18 protein-coding genes and 2 pseudogenes are annotated in these 18,926 nt (G+C 34.7%); all 20 read right to left on the bottom strand.

Annotated elements, in window-relative coordinates:
* Positions 1–41: 41 nt before the first annotated feature.
* Positions 42–896 (bottom strand): conjugal transfer protein TrbL, encoded by an 855-nt coding sequence (locus tag SINDD18_RS05375; protein WP_001054256.1) that lies wholly within the window; start codon positions 894–896, stop codon positions 42–44.
* Positions 897–912: 16 nt separating this feature from the next.
* Positions 913–1,155: a hypothetical protein gene (locus SINDD18_RS05370; RefSeq protein WP_000627865.1), complete on the bottom strand. Its 243-nt coding sequence runs from the start codon at positions 1,153–1,155 to the stop codon at positions 913–915.
* A gap of 20 nt (positions 1,156–1,175) precedes the next feature.
* On the bottom strand, positions 1,176–3,053 hold the full coding sequence (locus SINDD18_RS05365; RefSeq protein ID WP_061863391.1) for a VirD4-like conjugal transfer protein, CD1115 family: 1,878 nt from the start codon (positions 3,051–3,053) through the stop codon (positions 1,176–1,178).
* Entirely contained in the window at positions 3,053–3,541 is a 489-nt protein-coding gene (locus tag SINDD18_RS05360) for a hypothetical protein (protein WP_061863367.1), read from the bottom strand. The genes SINDD18_RS05365 and SINDD18_RS05360 overlap by 1 nt, the downstream gene beginning before the upstream one ends.
* Entirely contained in the window at positions 3,531–3,830 is a 300-nt protein-coding gene (locus SINDD18_RS05355) for a hypothetical protein (RefSeq protein ID WP_061863366.1), read from the bottom strand. The genes SINDD18_RS05360 and SINDD18_RS05355 overlap by 11 nt, the downstream gene beginning before the upstream one ends.
* A 594-nt stretch (positions 3,831–4,424) precedes the next feature.
* Positions 4,425–4,823, bottom strand: a pseudogene (locus SINDD18_RS05350) (ATP-binding cassette domain-containing protein); the annotation flags it as partial.
* 89 nt (positions 4,824–4,912) lie between these two features.
* Positions 4,913–5,524, bottom strand: coding sequence for a V-type ATP synthase subunit D (locus SINDD18_RS05345; RefSeq protein WP_000251932.1), 612 nt, complete (start codon positions 5,522–5,524; stop codon positions 4,913–4,915).
* Between the two features lie 22 nt (positions 5,525–5,546).
* On the bottom strand, positions 5,547–6,932 hold the full coding sequence (locus SINDD18_RS05340; protein WP_000111248.1) for a V-type ATP synthase subunit B: 1,386 nt from the start codon (positions 6,930–6,932) through the stop codon (positions 5,547–5,549).
* Complete coding sequence (locus tag SINDD18_RS05335) at positions 6,933–8,708, bottom strand: V-type ATP synthase subunit A (protein WP_000191783.1); 1,776 nt, start codon at positions 8,706–8,708, stop codon at positions 6,933–6,935.
* 62 nt (positions 8,709–8,770) lie between these two features.
* The gene (locus SINDD18_RS05330; protein ID WP_061863364.1) at positions 8,771–9,091 is read right to left on the bottom strand and encodes a V-type ATP synthase subunit F; all 321 of its coding nucleotides are present in this window, start codon (positions 9,089–9,091) and stop codon (positions 8,771–8,773) included.
* The gene (locus SINDD18_RS05325; protein WP_061863363.1) at positions 9,081–10,088 is read right to left on the bottom strand and encodes a V-type ATPase subunit; all 1,008 of its coding nucleotides are present in this window, start codon (positions 10,086–10,088) and stop codon (positions 9,081–9,083) included. The genes SINDD18_RS05330 and SINDD18_RS05325 overlap by 11 nt, the downstream gene beginning before the upstream one ends.
* A gap of 64 nt (positions 10,089–10,152) precedes the next feature.
* Positions 10,153–10,734 (bottom strand): hypothetical protein, encoded by a 582-nt coding sequence (locus SINDD18_RS05320; RefSeq protein ID WP_061863362.1) that lies wholly within the window; start codon positions 10,732–10,734, stop codon positions 10,153–10,155.
* A gap of 33 nt (positions 10,735–10,767) precedes the next feature.
* Positions 10,768–11,244 (bottom strand): V-type ATP synthase subunit K, encoded by a 477-nt coding sequence (locus SINDD18_RS05315; protein ID WP_000400484.1) that lies wholly within the window; start codon positions 11,242–11,244, stop codon positions 10,768–10,770.
* A 15-nt stretch (positions 11,245–11,259) separates the two neighbouring features.
* The gene (locus tag SINDD18_RS05310) at positions 11,260–13,251 is read right to left on the bottom strand and encodes a V-type ATP synthase subunit I (RefSeq protein WP_061863361.1); all 1,992 of its coding nucleotides are present in this window, start codon (positions 13,249–13,251) and stop codon (positions 11,260–11,262) included.
* On the bottom strand, positions 13,241–13,564 hold the full coding sequence (locus SINDD18_RS05305) for a hypothetical protein (RefSeq protein WP_061863360.1): 324 nt from the start codon (positions 13,562–13,564) through the stop codon (positions 13,241–13,243). The genes SINDD18_RS05310 and SINDD18_RS05305 overlap by 11 nt, the downstream gene beginning before the upstream one ends.
* A 24-nt stretch (positions 13,565–13,588) precedes the next feature.
* Entirely contained in the window at positions 13,589–14,479 is an 891-nt protein-coding gene (locus tag SINDD18_RS05300) for an ROK family protein (RefSeq protein ID WP_061863359.1), read from the bottom strand.
* Between the two features lie 156 nt (positions 14,480–14,635).
* Positions 14,636–15,745 carry a Gfo/Idh/MocA family protein gene (locus SINDD18_RS05295; RefSeq protein ID WP_061863358.1) on the bottom strand — a complete coding sequence of 370 codons (1,110 nt, stop codon included), beginning with the start codon at positions 15,743–15,745 and terminating at the stop codon, positions 14,636–14,638.
* A 37-nt stretch (positions 15,746–15,782) separates the two neighbouring features.
* The gene (locus SINDD18_RS05290; protein ID WP_061863357.1) at positions 15,783–18,107 is read right to left on the bottom strand and encodes a sialidase family protein; all 2,325 of its coding nucleotides are present in this window, start codon (positions 18,105–18,107) and stop codon (positions 15,783–15,785) included.
* Between the two features lies 1 nt (position 18,108).
* Positions 18,109–18,567, bottom strand: a complete 459-nt coding sequence (locus SINDD18_RS05285; protein ID WP_000587140.1) for a YhcH/YjgK/YiaL family protein — start codon at positions 18,565–18,567, stop codon at positions 18,109–18,111.
* Positions 18,568–18,585: 18 nt separating this feature from the next.
* Positions 18,586–18,926 (bottom strand): annotated as a pseudogene (locus SINDD18_RS11370) (sodium:solute symporter); the annotation flags it as partial.

The raw sequence follows: 18,926 nt of genomic DNA, 5'->3' as shown, positions 1-18,926 counted from the left end.
TAAAAAGGCTAAGAAGCAATCACTTCCTAGCCTTTATCTAATTACATACCTAAGATTGAGCGAGCCGTACGTTGAGAACCAACGAGGGCAATAATCAGTAAGATAGCTTGTATTAAACTACCAAACATAATCGCAAGAGATTGCAAGACTCCTGCACCATTTGAAACAGCTATTTTCCCAGCAGATTCAAACAAAGGAACAAGAGAAACAATCAGAAAAATAAGAACCCCTTGTACCGCATAGACCATAATATTTTTTAAATAGCCAATACCAATAGACTTCCACTCATCACTTAAAAATGTTGGAATCGTAAGAGGGGCAAATGGAATCATAAGGTAGAGTTGAATAAATCGAATAGATACCAAAAGATTAACCATGGCTGCACTTACTATCCGAACTAGCCAAATGAGGAGGGCGAAAAATCCCACAATCATCCGGCCAATAAATCCTGAACCTTTTAATCCAGAGATGGTATCATACTTTGCCCCACCGTGAGCCACAATCGAGGCCACTTGTTCAATGGCGTGACTCGCAATCCCGATGATGGCTTCTACAATCACGGTAGTGTTGGTAATTACCACTGCGACCATAATATAACTAATCAACATCGGCGCTAATGCTTCAAAGGTCATCGCTCCTCCTGAGTTAGCAATTTTCTTTGCCATCTTCGAAAATTCTAAGATAAGAACAACTGATAAAATCGCAACTCCAAGAGGCTGCATGACACTTTTAGTAATACTAGACATGTAAGTCCAAACGGTTGGATTATAGCTAGATAGAGATTTAATCAGATCTACCGTAGATTGTAAATCTACATTAAATCCTTCAAATAAATTTTCAGCTGATATTTTTTCAGATGCAAGGTAAACAAAGGGTGAGACTAAACTAAGATTCATATCATTGTTTATCCTCCTAAATTGAAATTTGAGTTACAAAGGCTCCAGCAGCCCCTACCATAACACCACCGACTATTTCCAGAATGGCATTCCGAACACCTGGTCCACCATCTTTAATGTTGGTTGCAAGATTGACAATCCCCACAACAACGAGAAAGGCACCAACCGCAATCAATCCCTTCTGTAACAAAGACATAGCTTGTGCAAACATAGCACTTGCGTCTACTCCATAAACAAAACCTTTAAAATGCGTAATCATCTATTTCCTCTTTTCTATTTTTATTTTAAACTAGATTCAAATGTTAAATCACGAATTCTAAGGCCTTCAAGATGATTTTCTTGTCTTTGATTCAAAGGATTGATTTGATAGTTCCACCACCGTTCATCGGTTTCTTGATTGGCTAGGTACTTCCAGTTTGGATGCTTGGTTGAATTGTATTTTTTGCTTTTAAAGACAGGCATATTGGCAATTCGAACCAGGCATTCATGCCGTTTCATATTTCCGACTTCATCAGGTGTCATTAAATCACGAGCAATCTTTTGATGAGAAAGGGATCCTGAACCTGTCTGGCCAAAGGAACGACTCGTATTTCGAACATCAATGGTTTGTTTACCGAGTAAGCCACTCATAAATTTAAAGGTATCTTCATCATTACCGCCTAAGTAGACTAAGCTATCACAGTTCCCAAGAATGGTTTTCCAAGCTTCTTTTTCTTTATAGAGCCCTTGAAGTTGGGCAATATTTTGAAGAATGGGAACGAGACTCATATTACGAGAACGAACTGTTGAGGTTTGTTCAGCAAAATCTGGAATTTCTCCGATATTTGCGAACTCATCTAAATAGACTCTCACATGAAGAGGCAATTGACCCTTAAAATCAATATCTGCTTGTCTTGTTAGGGTTTGAAATACGGTTGAAAAAAAGAGGGCTGAAAGAAAGTGAAAGGTACTATCGTTATCTGGGATAACTAAGTAAACCATTGATTTTTCCTGGCCCCATGTCTTCATATCAAGGGTATCTCTTTTGGTCAAATCCATGACACTTTGAATATTGAAGAGGGCAAATTTAGCAGTGGTTACAGCTATAACAGAATCCAGAGTCTTATCCTTATAATTTTGAAAATCTGCCCAATTTCGCATGGTAAAATTTTCAGTCCCATACTTTTTAGCATAATTTTCAAATAGAATTTCTAAGACACTTTTTTCTTGGTTTTCACCCTTGGATAAGTGTTTAATGAGTTTTGAGATTTCAGCAAAACTTGGATAACGCCCTCGTTTTTTTCGCTCTTCCACTTCTTTTTTTTGACGTTTCAACAAGTTTTTGTATTCTTTTTGACTTAAACGACTTTCTTCTATGAGCTGTTCTCTTGTTTTGGGTGGATTATAGAAATCGACCAAGTAGGAGGCTAAAGCTCGGACCAAAGTCATAGAAGCTTCATCCCAAAATGGATCACTACGAGAGCCAGAGCCTTTGGTGTTATTGAAATAAACCGTCAGCATGCGATTCAAATCATTTTCTGTCTCTATATAGCGAAAAGGATTGAAGCCATCTGAGTTCTTCATATTGACTAAATCTAACACCTTTACTTGGTAGCCATGTTCTAAAAAGAGTTTTCCTGTTTTCTCGGCCAAGTGATCTTTAGGATCCACTACAATATTAGAACTATTCATCTGAATTAGATTGGGTTTCACAAAGCGAAATGTCTTCCCACTTCCTGAACCTCCGATCACTGCAATATTCTTATTTCTATCATATTGGGGTGGTTTTTTATCTAATAATGTCAAACGAACATCTTGTGCTAAGATCGTATCATGTAAAAATTCCTTACCGTAAAAGAGCTTCTTTTCTTTTAGAGTTCCAAAACGGGCGCTCCCGTATTCTACCCCTTCTCGGTATTGTTTTTTACCAGTCTCTAGATAGAGATAAACCAGCAACATCATCACAAAGCCTAGTAGAAAAAAAGCACTTGATTTTCCAGTAAAGGAAACATTCCATGGCGACTGAAGAACTTCATCTTGACCTTCCATCAGAAGATGAGTCCATTTATCTAAGCTATTTCCAGTATAGGAATCATACAAAAGCGTCAAACGATGAAAAAGATAGCCTAGGAAGATACCTAACAGTGAGAATAGTAGGAATTTCTTTCCACTGTACATCATCTCACCATCTCTTTCTGTTTGACGGCTCCTTCTTGTCTTAAGGTAATTTGAGATTTAGCCTCATCAATTGCATCGTCTAATGACTTATCCATGGTAAAATCAGCTAATTTCTCCGGAACATTAACCATTTTTTCTAACAGATGGTCTAAATGATTGTCTAGAATCGAACGGTCTTTCGTGTAGAAATGCAGAGAATCCCCTTGCCAAGCGATGGCTAAAGGAATCTCTTCTTTTTCTAAAAAAGACTTAAATTTCTCTATATCAATTGGTTTGTCTAAAAAATCTTTTTTCAGATTAATCGTATCAATCGAATAGGGAGATTGTAGCAATTCTTCTAATTTCTGCACCCCTATCTTATAAGCGGAATCCTGTGCTAAAGCCTGACGTCTAGACCATTCTAGAATCTTTAAAAGACTTTTTACAGTAAATAAAAGACTACGCTCAGCATATTGAACTGCCATTCGTTCCTGTTGTTCAGAGGACATCTGACGCCTCCTTCTTCACAAATAGCAGCTTTCCTTCTTTATAACGATAAGCTATCAATTTCTGACGTTGCTTAATCGACTTAACAACCTGCAGTAGATCTCTCGAATAAGGTTCTCGAAGAGTAACTTCTACTGCTTTCCCATCAACGATACCAACACGTTTAAATTCAATGTAGTCTTTTTTGAGATGTCCTAAGCCCATACCAAAAGGAAAGTGATGACTCAATTGGATGGTACAACCACCTTTATTTCCCATTTGTTTCAAATCATACAAGTTTACTACCTTCATGTTTAACTCCTTTATCTAGTTTGTCGCATCGTTTAAGTCTGGTAACGATAAACTCCGTGTCTGTTAGAAAATTCTCACACACGTCTTGTGCCAGTTGCCCTTCACAGGGAAGTACTCTCAGTCCCTACTTACACAGGCACGCTAATCAAGACGGAGTGGATTCAATTTTCAAAGAACAGGTAGCTTTATTATAGATAAGAGTAGTTGAAATTTTTATCACATTTTTGAGGTTGTTGGAATAATAAGGTAAGTTCTAATTTCTAGCTCCTCTCACAACACCGTACGTACCTTCTATGTTTTATGAACAGTAGCTATCATTTACATTTTCAAACTACCATTCTATCAAACTAAAAGTCAAAATATACGCTTCTACTTCGAGAGATACTTATTTAATGGTTCAGCAATTCGCTCTACTTCCGTTACAGAAATTTCATCACTATGACTTCTAATGATTTGTTATTAGTTCACTTTAAGGGCTTGCTCATAAAACCAAACAGCGTAAGTCGTAAAAGAAAAAAGCAGTACAAGATTGAACTACTTTTACGGATTCAGATAAAATAACTTTAAAATATAGAAGATATATATTGACTGTAACTATAATGGATTTAAATTTATAACTTCATCTGCTTGATTCCAAATATCGGGATTATGAGTTGCAATGATGATTAGACGATTTTCATTTTTCAGATCTAATAATAATTTCATAATTCCTTGTGAAGTTATCAAAACAAGTGATGCAGTCAGCTCATCCGCGAGTATTAATGGTGGGTTTTTAAGAATGATTTTCGCTAAAGCAACACGTTGTGCTTCACCGCCAGACAATTCAAAATGCTTTTGTTCAAGATGAATATGAGTTAGACCAACTCTTGCTAATACATCTTTTTTTAACTTATCTTTTTCTATATAATTACATTTACGATTTACTAATCCTAAATCTAGATTAGTAGAAACATTTTCATTATCTAACAAACCATAATTTTGAAAAAGATATCCTGATACTGTCAATAAAAAAAGCTTAGAAAGGCTTAAAGCCTTATCCAAGCTGATATTTGTTCATCTAATTAATAATCTAAATAAAGGATCTATTTCACTTTCATAATACGAACTAAATTGGCTCTTTCTGCCTCCTCTAGTTTCAATTCTATATAATGAATAGTTTCCGACAAGTTTGGAATAATCGAGTATTCTAAACCATTTACACGTCTACGTGTTTTTTCTATTTCATCAGCCATTAACTGACACGTTTTTTCAACTTCTGCCAGTCTTAGTAATTTATCAATTAAACTATTCATTGTAGCAAATACATCATCCATTTCACTATTAGAAGATAAATAGCTGTATTCACTGTTCTCATTTTGAGAAGTAATATTCATATGCATTCTAGGAACTGTTACACTCATGATATTTTCTTTCTCAACAAATAATTCAATTTCTTTCGATGGAATTGAAAATAATTCCTCCACCATTTGAGAATTCTTTAATGATTTAGCAACTGCAAAGGATTTTAGATTATCAATTAGATAACTTTCTACCTCTTTCCGAAGTTGATTATTCTCACGAATCAAAGAAATAAATCGCCTCATCAATTCATCTCTTTTATCCTTTAATAACTTATGTCCACGTTCAGCTGTTTTCAAACGTTCCTTTAAGTTATTCAATTCCATACGAGTTGGTTTTACATTCAAACGTACCATAGATAATCACTCCATTTCCGGATTAAACTTCTACCAAAGGTAAGTATTTATCAAGCAAATCATCTTTGATACGTTTTAACTCTGTTCTAGGAAGAATTGATAGTAATTCCCACCCAAGATTCAACGTATCTTCTATATTTCGATTTTTATAAAATCCTTGGTTTATGTACTCTTCTTCAAAACGCTTTGTAAACCTCACATACAATTTATCCACATCAGATAAAGCCGATTCTCCTAATACTACTGCTAACTCTTCAACCTTTTTCCCTTGGGCATAGGCTGCAAACAGTTGATTCATAGTTGGAGCATGATCTCCACGAGTTTTACCTTCTCCAGATCCCTTATCTTTTAATCGAGAGAGAGAAGGTAAAACATTGATTGGTGGACGATAACCTTGATTATACAACTCATGCGACAAAATAATTTGCCCTTCAGTAATGTATCCAGTTAAATCAGGAATTGGATGTGTTATGTCATCTTCTGGCATTGTTAAAATAGGAATCTGTGTTACCGAACCTTTTTTACCAACTAAGCGACCAGCCCTTTCGTATAGAGTTGATAAATTTGTATATAAATATCCTGGATAGCCTCGTCTCCCTGGAACTTCACGGCGAGCTGCCGAGACTTCACGTAACGCTTCACAATAGTTAGTCATATCCGTCATGATAACTAGAACGTGCATATCTTTTTCAAAAGCTAGATACTCTGCTGCAGTTAAAGCAATGCGGGGAGTTGCAATACGCTCAATTGCAGGATCATTTGCCAAGTTCATAAATAAAACCGAACGATCGATTGCTCCTGTTTTTCTGAGTTCTTCCATAAAAAACTCAGCTTCTTCAAAAGTAATACCCATTGCTGCAAATACAACCGCAAAATTTTCATCAGAATTTAAAACAGTCGCTTGTCTTGCTATCTGAGCAGCTAATTCATTATGAGGTAAGCCCGAACCTGAAAATACTGGTAATTTTTGACCACGTACAAGAGTATTCAAATGATCAATAGAGGAGATCCCTGTCTGAATAAATTCATCTGGATAATCTCTAGATACAGGATTAATAGCTTGACCATCAATATCTAAATATTTCTCTGGAATTAAATCTGGTCCACCATCAATTGGTTTTCCCATCCCATTAAAAATACGACCAACCATATCCTCAGATACAGCCAATTCTAATGCATGACCAGCAAAACGAATTTTAGACTTTTCTAAATTTATTCCACTAGATCCTTCAAAAAGCTGAACCATTGCTTTATCTTCGTGGATTTCTAAAACTTGTCCACGACGAATTTCTCCATTATGAAGTTGAATTTCAACTAACTCATTGTAAGACACATTATTTACTTGTTCAACAATCATAAGAGGCCCAACAACTTCACTAGCAGTTCTGTATTCTTTTATAACACTCATTTATAGACCTCCTGTTTCTAATATCAAATGAATTTGATGTGTAATCTCATTTGATATAATTTTGATTTCATCTAATCTATCTTCTGAAACATATTTACTTCTCGCCATACGGTCTCGAACTGCCACGGTACCTTCCATAATCTCTGTAAAGTAAGAACCCAACTCTAAAGCATGATTTGCCTGATCAGCAAAAGTTAGGATATTACTTAGCATTGCTTCTTGTTTTGCAAACGAAGTGAATGTATCTACCGAATCAAAAGCGTTCTGTTGCAAATAATCTTCTCGAATTTGTTTAGCAATTTCCATCGTTAGTCGTTCATTATCAGACAGAGAATCAATTCCAACAAGACGAACAATTTCCTCTAAACTAGATTCCCGTTGTAAGTAGTTCATCGCACGAGTTATTTTACTATTCCAATCTGTCTTCTCTTTACCATCTATATAAGTGCCCACACTGTCTTTATATAGTGAATAAGATGTAAGCCAGTTAATTGCAGGAAAATGACGTCGCTGTGCCAACGGAGCATCAAGCCCCCAAAAAACTTTCACAATCCGTAAAGTGTTTTGAGTAACTGGTTCTGAAATATCTCCACCAGGTGGCGATACAGCTCCAATAGCAGTAATCGTTCCTTCACGTTCTGGAAGCCCTAGAACCTGAGAACGTCCTGCTCTTTCATAATATTCAGCGATACGACTTCCCAGATAAGCAGGATAACCCTCATCACCAGGCATTTCTTCTAGACGTCCTGACATTTCACGTAGCGCTTCTGCCCAACGTGAAGTTGAATCAGCCATAATGGCTACAGAGTAGCCCATATCACGAAAATACTCAGCCATGGTAATTCCTGTATAAATTGAAGCCTCACGAGCAGCAACAGGCATATTTGAAGTATTAGCAATCAGAACTGTCCGTTGCATAATTGATTGTCCGGTATTAGGGTCAATCAACTCAGGAAACTCATTCAGTACATCCGTCATTTCATTTCCACGTTCTCCACAACCAACATAAATAACAATATCAACATTGGCAAATTTAGCTACTTGGTGTTGTACAACTGTCTTTCCTGCTCCAAACGGTCCAGGAACTGCTGCAGCTCCCCCTTTGGTTACTGGAAAGAATGTATCAATAACTCGTTGACCTGTGATTAATGGTTCTTCTGGAATTAAACGTTTAGAAACAGGACGCGCCTTGCGGACAGGCCATTTTTGCATAAGCGTTCCTTTATAGAAACTACCGTCCAATTTTTTTATTTCATATACAACTTCATCAATTGTAAAATCGCCAGATGCAATAGAAACGACTTCTCCAGATACTCCATAAGGAACCATAATTTTATGATTAACTACCTCGGTTTCCTTGACAGTTCCAAGAATATCGCCCGTACTCACTTTTTGACCAATTGCTATAGTGGAATCAAAATGCCACTTAATATCTCTATCCAAACTTGGAACTTCTACCCCACGAACTAGAAAATCATTATGAGTAGCCAATTTAAATCGATCTAATGGGCGTTGTATGCCATCAAACATTTGAGAAATCAATCCTGGCCCTAATTCAACCGAGAGAGGTTCTCCAGTTGTAACAACAGGTTCTCCCGGACCAAGACCAGATGTTTCTTCATAGACTTGGATAGATGCCTGATCTCTTCTCATTTCAATAATTTCACCGATTAACCCTAGCTTACCTACACGGCAAATATCTTGAATATTAGCCTCCTGCATACCTGATGCAATAACTAGAGGTCCCGATACTTTTATAATCTTCCCTTGAGTCAAAGTTATTCTCCTTACTAAGTCCAAAAATTATAGAATAATATTACAGACAATTTTGTACATTATTATAAAATATTGTGTCCTACTGCTTTCTCTACATTATCCTCTATACGTTTTAATCCTAAATTTAAACCTTGTTTATGAGTCGGTAATAAAATAATAGCAGGCACAACTTGAGAATCATAATGGCGAATTGTATCCAATATCATTGAAGCAATGTCTTCAGTGATATAAATGACACCATAATCAGATTGAGCTAATTTTCTTAGAGTATTTATAGCTTCTTGTTCTTGATAGGCAGGAAATATATCAAACCCAATCATGCTAAAGGGTAAAATAATATCATGGTTACCAATTATGCCAATTTTATACTTATTAGCTTCCATAATGCGGGCGTATCCTTTCTTTTATTGATTCAAAAGGAATTGTATTTTGAAGAGCTGATATGATCATTCTAAGATTCTTTACTTCAAACTCACATCCCAATAAATATCTAGCAAGAACTAACGGCCCATCTACATTATACCTTCCTTGATCTAAAGTTTTATACAATAGTAAATCACATAAAAATTCTAACTCAGAAGATGAAATTGTTGCGTCCTGCATCTTCAATTCGTAAGTTGAAAAGATTGAATCTAAGCTTGGATTTATTTTATTGAACCACACAAATATTTCTTGATTTTCTACAATGTATATAAATTCTTTAGCAGAAATACTTCCTTCATCTGAAAGTAATTGTAAAATATCCCCATGACTCTTATTTTGAGATAAACCACGTTTTACAGTAATAATATTATAAAAGTCAATCATTGCAACAATAACCTGAGACAGCACCCCACCTAACTCATTAGATAAAAGTTTCAGATGTTTAAAATATGCTAGATCAGCTCCGACATCAAGTACACGAATATTATTAAAAGTTTCATACTCATTCCAAATTGATTCTACTTCATGAACCATAAAATCAGGAAGTGTATCTGAATGTAAGGAAGAAACTAAATGTTTTAAACTTTCTATATCAAAAATCCCTATTGGAATTAATAATTTAGAAAAATCTTTCTTAATTGTCGCTTTAGATTTTAATAAAACTTTGATATTATGATAAACATATCGTAAAGCAAATAAAGTCACAATTTTATCAGACGGACTTTCAGCATAGGCCCATCTATAATCATTGACTAATTTTGTCATTAGTGAAATCTCTGTCTGACTAGGATTTTCTAAAACGTCAATCGATAAATGATAGGGAGTTGCTTCTAAGATAAATGCCAATGTCTCCGTATCTTTGGATTGTATAATTTTTTGAAATTTTTCCTCTGTAATAAAATCGTTTTCTTTTACCGAAATCGTCGTATTTATTTTTGAAAAAAGATTAGTATCCATAAAATACCTTTCTAATTTTATTGGAATACTCCAAATTTCTAAGAAGGATTAACCAATTTCATCCTTAATTGATAAAAATTTGATTTGCGATACTTGAACTTTCTTCCTTAGAAATCGATCCAATTAATGTTTTATACAAATAGTTATCATCAATTTTACCTATTGAAATAAGTAAGCCTGATTCATTTGAGATAGGCTGTTCACTAAATAAATGATTTGGAAAAGAGAATTTCAATTTCTCTAATTGTTCCAAATTGAATTTAGCTAAAGTCCTCTCCCCAAAAGTTACTATGACCTCTTGTTGTGAATATCGTTCCAGAATTCGATAGATGAACTCCATTTCTTTATCTGCACTCCAAGATTCCATTTCTTTTAAAGCAGATTGAAAAAGTTCTTTTAATATTTTCTGTTTTGATACTAACGTTGATTGGCGTTCCTTATTTTTTAATTGTTGAAAAATTATTTGATATTTCTGTTGTAATTCTTTTAACTTTCGTTCATGTTCAGCTTCTTTTTTCTTTACAATGACCGACTTTTGCATTTCAAATTCATCATCAATCTTCTTTTTGGAATCCAATAATTTCATACGCCCTTTTTCATGAGCTTGTTCAATAACAGACTCTCGTAAGTTTTCTAAATTGCTCATTTAGACACCTCCTTTGAATAGCAAATTAATTTCTTATACACGAAGGGTCAAAATGAATGATACGACAAAGGCAAGAATTGCATAGGTTTCTACCATGGCAGCCAAAATTGCTCCCTTCATGAATTCTTTTGGTCTTTTAGCCAAGATTTGCATTCCCGCTACTGCTACATTTCCTTGATGCTTAGCCGAAAAGTATCCTACAATAGCAATTGGAAGAGCTACAAAGAAATAAGCAACGCCTTTTTCCAAAGGAAGTTCTGGAGTTAATTGCAACCAAATCAAAATTCCAATAACAAAACCATATAATCCTTGTGTTCCGGGCAGTAGTTGCAATATCAAAGCTGAAGCAAATTTTTCTGGCTGTTCTTTCAGTAAAGCTGCGGCAGATTGCCCAGCCTTACCAACTCCATAAGCAGACCCCATACCGCTTAATCCAACCGCCAACACAATTCCCAATGCAGCGAAGAAAGCTCCTCCATAGGTTGAAAAATAAGTTGCTAAATGTTCCATTATATATATCCTCCATTAATTCTTTGTAATAACCTTAATATATTTCTCAGAAGCCTTCAAAGGTTGAAATGGTTTTCCTCCACCCTCATAAAACTTACCAAAAAATTCAACAAATATCAGACGTGCTCCATGAACATATCCTGATAGTAACGATAGAAAAATATTGATCGCATGTAAAAGAATGAATAATACTAATCCAATTGTCAGTTTAGCCAATGTCCCCGGAAACAAACCAACAATTAAATTGAAAGCTGATGCTATACTTGCTCCAGATAATCCTAATGCCATCAATCGAGTGAAACTAACTAAATCACCTATATAAGATGAAATATTATATAGATTAAACAATCCTGATCCAATACCTGACAAGCTTTTGGCTTGAATAATAGAAACAATCAAAATCCCCACAGCATTAAAAATAGATACCCATTTCCCTAATACAAATAACGGTCTAATATCAGGCATCAACATTCCGACAGCAATAAATAACAAGCCAAGCAGAATAACACACCACGCAAATCCTGAATTATATGCTTCTGCATATTTCTTCATTCTTACTTTTTGTAGTCCTGAAGCTAACAAACCTACAAATACTGTAATAAATCCAAACACAACTGACACTACTAATATAGTCATGACATCCGAGGTTGTAGATATCAGATGAAATGGCAACTCATATCCAAAAAATGAGCCATAGATTCCACCCCAAATTGCAACGGCTACCCCTAATATATTAAAGAATTTTAAAAATCTCTTAGTTACTGAAGGTAGATGAAAAATTTTTAATGCTAACATTGTTCCTAAAAACAATAGTAAACCATAGCCTAAATCAGCAACCATCATTCCAAAAAATGTAAAGTAAAATGGTGCTAATACAGGTGTAGGATCTTTCTCATAATATTTGGGCAGAGCATACATTTCTGTCAATAATTCAAATGGTTCAATTAAAGAGTGATTCGTTAATTTGATAGGTATTTCATCTTGATTATCCGACAATGTTTCCGATTCATAAATATAAATAGAATGTCCAAAACGCTCATCCATAACTTTTATAAAATATAAAATACGAGTTTCTTCTATCCATCCTTCTAATGCAACTAGATGCGGAGTGCTCAAAAGGTTATTCTTAGAGATTTGACGAGCATAGATAGATAAAATATAGTCAATTTGCCATTGTAAATCTATCAAATTTTTCTTTGAATCTTGCAACGATGCGATAATATTCTCTTTTTCAGTTATTAACTGCATGTTTTCTTGATCCAAATCTACTACTCGCTGCTTCGGTAATTCTTTTCTAGAATAATCAAATGGTTCAAATAAGTATTCATCAAAATCAATAGAGCAACTGGACTGATAGAAAACAACAACACCGTACTCTCTATCATTAGAAAATATTTCTTGAACTTCAATATTGTTTTCTAAAAAATTATTGTATAAGCGATTATCTACAGTCCTTGGAATTGTTCCGATTTTTCCTCTACAGAAAGAAAATTGTTCTAAATGCGCAGGAATAATTTCTAATTTTTCCCACTTTATTAATCTCTCTATTTCCTCATTATTACTTTGAATGTTTCTTTCTAATTCATGAACTCTGTTTATTTGATGATTCACTTTTTTAAGAACATCTTCAGCAACATTAGCTTTACCAAATTTTTCTAATTCTTCATAAGAGGTTGTTATCGGAGGTTGCTGTAATAACTTAAACGTGTTTTCTTTCGGTAGGTATTCTTGTAATTTCTCTACAGTTGCTTCCAAATGTTGTTGTTTATTCATCAAATAAGTCAAGGCATCATTTCCTTCAATAACCCCATGATTGGAATTAGAAGTATGAGAAATTTGAATAGTTGGAAATACAACCTCATCTTTTTCTAGAGCTTCTGACCAGTTATCCTGAACCTTTAAATCACGGAACTGCACTGACTCTAGTTCTTGAATAGTTTTTAAAACATCATCAAGACTACTCTTAGTAAATAGTAGAGAAATTCTTTTCATCTGACTAATAGCCATATTTTTCTACCACCCTATCAATAATTTTTTCTACAAATTCTCCTCTCCTACTTGATGAAATATACTGAATCTTTGCATCATTTTCCTTGATTGTTTTATTAACCTCATCAATGAGGTTCTGTTGTTGCATTTCTAAATTACTTTCTATTGAAATTAATTCTTCGTGACTTTTTTCATCATAACTTTTTTCTAGTTTTTCCAATTCTTCTTGGGAGACAGCTTTATACGTATAAATCTCATTATCATATGATTTTATAATATCGGTTGCAACATTCTCAATATCTTGCATTGTCGAAAATACAGAGTTAGTCATTGTGACACCTCCTTATCTTTCACACTATTTATTAGAAATTCTATCTAAGAAATTTTTTACAGCTCCTATACGACCAGCTTCATTTCCTAATGTAGCTGCCACAACATTTTTAGGTAAAAACCTATTATCCATTGCATTTTTAGCTAAAGAACTTTGAATTTCAGGTAACAAAATATCCTTTTTAGCCAGAATCCCACCTCCTAATATGAGAATTTCTGGATTAAGTAGATAAGAAATAGTTAATAAACCTTTTGTTAGATTTTCTACAAAAATTTCAAAAGTTTCTTTAGCGACTTTATCTCCAGAACTTAAATCAGTAAAGAAAGAACGTCCAGTTTGATTAGTTTTCAAGCTCTTCTTTTGATATAAATGAATCAATGCGGTTGTTGAGGCTTTGCTTTGCCAGTCCGAATTACCTACAGGAATATAGCCTACTTCACCAGCAGTATAGTTAAATCCGTTAACAATTTGTCCATTGACAATAATACTGCCTCCTATACCTGTTCCAATAGTAACCATTACTACATTTTTCTTATCTTTGGCTTGTCCCTTCCACAATTCACCTAATGCAGCACAATTAACATCATTTTCAACAAAAGTAGACAACCCAAAACGTTTTTCTATTTCGGAAGTAAAGTTTACTCCGATATACCCTGGTATTGTATAGCCTGCATAGATGATTTCTCCTGTATTAGAATTAACAACTCCAGCAGTGGAAATCCCAACACCATCAATAGAATAATTTAAAATATACTCACCAATTAAATCACAGACCTGATTTAATATCTGGTTCGTTCCCAAATCATAGTCAATAATTGTTTCTATCTCTTTGAACTGATTTAAACTCGTTCCAAAATCGTCGTATAAATCTGCCTTAATTGTTGTTCCGCCAATATCGATCCCTATAATCTTCATTTCATCACTCCCACATTTTTGATCTCATTACTTTTTGATAAAAAATGGGACTGGGCATTATCCCAGTCCCATCTCTATTTCTTTATTCAATGAGTTGTATCACAGAACTTTAGAAATTATATAATGACAAGAATTTACTATTCTGTTTTACAATAGTTAAGCATTTGTGATTTCTGAAAGACATACTTTTCGATCTTCTTTAACCGATAAAGTACATGCATCAGCGGTAGCGATTGATTCTAAAGCAGCTACACCATTGAGAAGTTTTTCATATTCTTCTGTAATTTCTCCACCTTTAATGATGTCATGTAGATATTCCATTTCTTTATCAATACATGTTTGTAACCATAATGGGCAACGTACTCCTGGTTTACCGTACGCAATTGCTCCATCCATACCACGACCGGTATAGATAGCTGTACGGTCATCATCTTCCTCTTGAGTTTCATGTACTAAGAAGTGTGATTCTCCTTCACCTTTAACACGAAGAGTACCTCCAGTATTGAATAAGTCAAGTTTGATAGCTCCTTCAGTTCCTTGAATCAAGACGTAGTGTTCACCCCAACGGAAAGCATTACCATATTCCAAAACAGCATAACGATCATCAGAGTATTCTAGGTTTACAATGAGCATATCATCTTCATCACCAAAGTTTTCACCTTTATGATATACATTACCTCCTACCATTGTCGCTTTTTCAGGAAGTCCTCCCATGATGAACTGAATGCAATCTAATTCATGAATATGGTGGTACAAATGTCCTCCAGATTGAGAACGAAGTTTCTTCCATGATACAGTTGGTTGTTGTTCTTCCCAACCTGTACGAGCGGCATGGCAATAAAGAACTTTACCGATTTTACCTTGAGTAATCAATTCTTTAGCATGGTGTACACCATTAAAGAAGTTCATGATGTGACCAGCCATAAAGATAACATTATTTTCTTTACATGCGTCAACCATGGCTTTACAATCTTCATAAGACAATGCAATTGGCTTTTCACAAAATACGTGTTTGCCATGTTGAGCAGCTTTCACAACAGGTTCACGGTGAAGGTAGCTAGGTGAAGCTACGATCACACAATCAATATCTTCACGTGCTACAAGTTCATCTAAACTTGCACAAACATCTGATCCCAACTCTTGAGCAACTTCTTCTCCATGATTTGGGTCAAATACCGCAACCACTTTTGCATCTTCAATTTTGTTCATTGAGCGAGCCAAATCAGCTCCAAAATATCCAGCTCCAACAATACCGTAATTTACCATAATTTTTATCCTCTTTCAATATATTTAAATTTCAGCTTTAATTCTTTTTCAAATCTTCAATCTTAAATGTTACATATGGTACAACATTTTTCATATGAAGTTCATTACGAGACCATGAATCAAATTTTTCAAACATCAATCCAATTTCATGATTTGGTAACTCTGTCAATGTTGAATATGAGTATCCATAGTTACTATAATCAACATCGTGATGATAACGCCAATCAATTGTATTATCATCATTAATTAGACCAATCGAAATTTGTCCGTGTTTACGACCATTTGTTGAGTTTGGAGTACTTAAAATGACAGCCTTTTTACCATCAATCAATTGACTATAATTGATGATTGATAATTGTGTTCCATAACTTGGATTTGAAACAAAATTCAAATATTCCGGCGCACTCCAAGTAGTACCTGCGTCTTTACTTGTTAAATATGCAATTTTACCATTATTTGTACGCATGTATGCTTGAATTACTCCTGGACTCAATTCTACAAATTGTGCTTCTGCTGACCAACTAGAAGGAAGTGGCACAACTTTAACTTTCCAAGACGCTCCGTTATCGTCACTATAAATGAATGCAGACTCTTTACCAGTGTAAGACGGAATAAGAATACGTCCAGTTGAGCTTTCAATGATTCCACGTCCAGGACCCAAATAAGGCGCATTCCGATTAAGTCCCATTATAGGAGGTAATAAAGTTGGTGCAGACCAAGATTCGCCATGATCATTGCTAGAAATATATGCAATATAGTTCGTTGGCACTACTTTGAATAATGCATCTTTGTAGAAGATATTCATATGGACTTTAGTCCCATTACGATATTCAGTCTTTTTATTATTTTCAAATGAAACCGAATATTGCTCTACCGTCAAATAATTACCATTTTGCTTAATACCGAAATTTTTATCTACTGAAAATTCAGTTGGTCTGTTGGTACGATCGTCGTATACAGTACCATTCTCACGAATAGTATAATTATAATCAGTATCACCTTGTTTCTTTAATTTAAGGTAATAATTGCCATCAATTTGTTTATAACCTGAATCTTTTCTAGTAGCTTCTCTAAAACTTACTCCAGCAGGCATAACATCAGCAAACATGAGTACTTGTTTATTATTTTTTTCAACAATAACAGAGTCAATATAGGTTGCACCACCGCTGATTTGTAAGTCACGTCCACCAACATCACGAGGCCATTCTAATGGTACTGGCGCAAAATCATCGAATGCCAATGTTAATTTTGGTTTAGTCCATGTCTTACCATTATCATCACTATAACTTGTAGCAATATTAATTTTATTCAAGAAATCATGAGTTCCACCGTAACGAGCGTCAATGCTTGAAAAAACCCGACCATTGCTAAAAGTATACAGAACTGGAATACGGAAATAGTTAGAACCTGTTGTATCATTAGCCGTATAAATTAAATGTCCAGTAACAGCGTTTGTTGTCATCTTTTTAACAGTTTCTTCATCCAATGCACTATTAAAGAATTTGATATTTTCTAGTGTTCCGCTAAAACCAAACGCCGTTTTTCCTGCACGTTTCACTCCCCCAAGCATATAGTAATCAATACCTTTAATATCCTTGATGCTTAGGAAGTTATCCACTTTCTTTTCTACTACTTTTGTACCATTAGCATATAAAGAATATGTTTTTTTGACTGAATCTGCTACTACTGCAACAGTGTTAGTCACAGCCTCTTGTTTGTACTTACCCCAAACTGAAGCAGGTCTGGATACTAGGTGATTTTTATTGGAAGAAGTATCACGCGCTTCCATTCCCAATTCACCATTGTCTCTAAGGAACACATCTACATAACTATTTTGTTGACCGGGTTGAGAATTAGATATTCCAAACAAAGCTTGTAAACCTTTCTCACTAGACTGATTGTACTTAATCACTACAGTAAAGTCACCGCTAGTAAGTTTATCCTTTAACTCATTAGTAACATTTTCTCCGCCCCCTGTTAAAGTAACATTATTTTTTTCTAAGACAGGAGTTTCTTCCGCTGTAGAAGATGGATCCTTAACAGTAGTTTCGACTGTTCGAGGTTGTACAGTAACTTCCGAAGAATTATCCGATTTAGGTTGTACTCCCGAAATCGCATCCGCTGTGGAAGATTGATCCTTAACACTAGTTTCAACTGTTCGAGGTTGTACAGTAACTTCCGAAGAGTTACCCGATTTATGTTGTACTTCCGAAATCGAAGTCGTTGGTGAAACAGGTTGCACCAACTCTGGTGTTGATACTTCAGAAGTTTCAGTCTCCTGAGCTGAAACTGAGTTAGCAACAAATGCTGATAATACCACTACAGTACCTAAGGTTACATATTGTTTAATATTTTTTTTCATTTTATTTTTCCTCATTTAAAACTTTGATAACAAGTTTTTTAACAGTTTCATCATTGCAATGAATCTTTGGTTGGTGAAGATCTTCTTCAAAAGTCACCAACATATTCCCTGGAAGCAATTCAACAATTTGATAGTCTTTGCTATCGTAAAAAGCAATATCCTTCTCTTCGCTAAAAGGTACACGTGACTGAGCACGAACTGGGGAAGTTACTGCCATTTTTTCTGTATTTTCAACAACAATATGAATATCTAAATATTTCTTATGAGTTTCAAAAATATCTCCTGGAACTCCATCAGCTAGATAAGTCATACAATTTGCAAAAACATTTTCCCCGTCAATATCAATTTTTCCATCAACTAAATCTGTCAAATTTGTATTTTCTAAAAAATCACAGACTTTTGAAAAATGTTTATTGACAGAAGCATATCGTCTAAAATCAGATTGTTCAGAAATAATCATATTATTTTCTCTTTTCTATTAGTGACGAACTTCCCAACTTGAATCCGCTTTAATTTCTGAAATATCATGAATCGTTGTATATTTAGGTGCAGATACTTTATTTTCAGTAAGAACAGATACAATATAACCTGACACTACTGATACAGAAATTGAAATCAATGAATATGCCCAGTAGCTAACAGCTGTTGGAGGAAGGAAGTATTTAATAAATACCATAACGATGGTTGATACAATCAGCGCTGCATAAGCACCTTGTTTATTTGCTTTTTTAGAAACAAAACCAAGAATGAATACACCACCAAGTAGACCAAGTACAAGTCCCATGAAACTATTGAACCATTCGTATGCAGATTTAATAT

It is taken from the genome of Streptococcus infantis, assembly GCF_001579645.1.
Classification (GTDB): domain Bacteria; phylum Bacillota; class Bacilli; order Lactobacillales; family Streptococcaceae; genus Streptococcus; species Streptococcus infantis_E.
The sequence above is the reverse complement of the archived record's forward strand: the minus strand, read 5'-3'. Positions and strand labels throughout refer to the sequence as shown.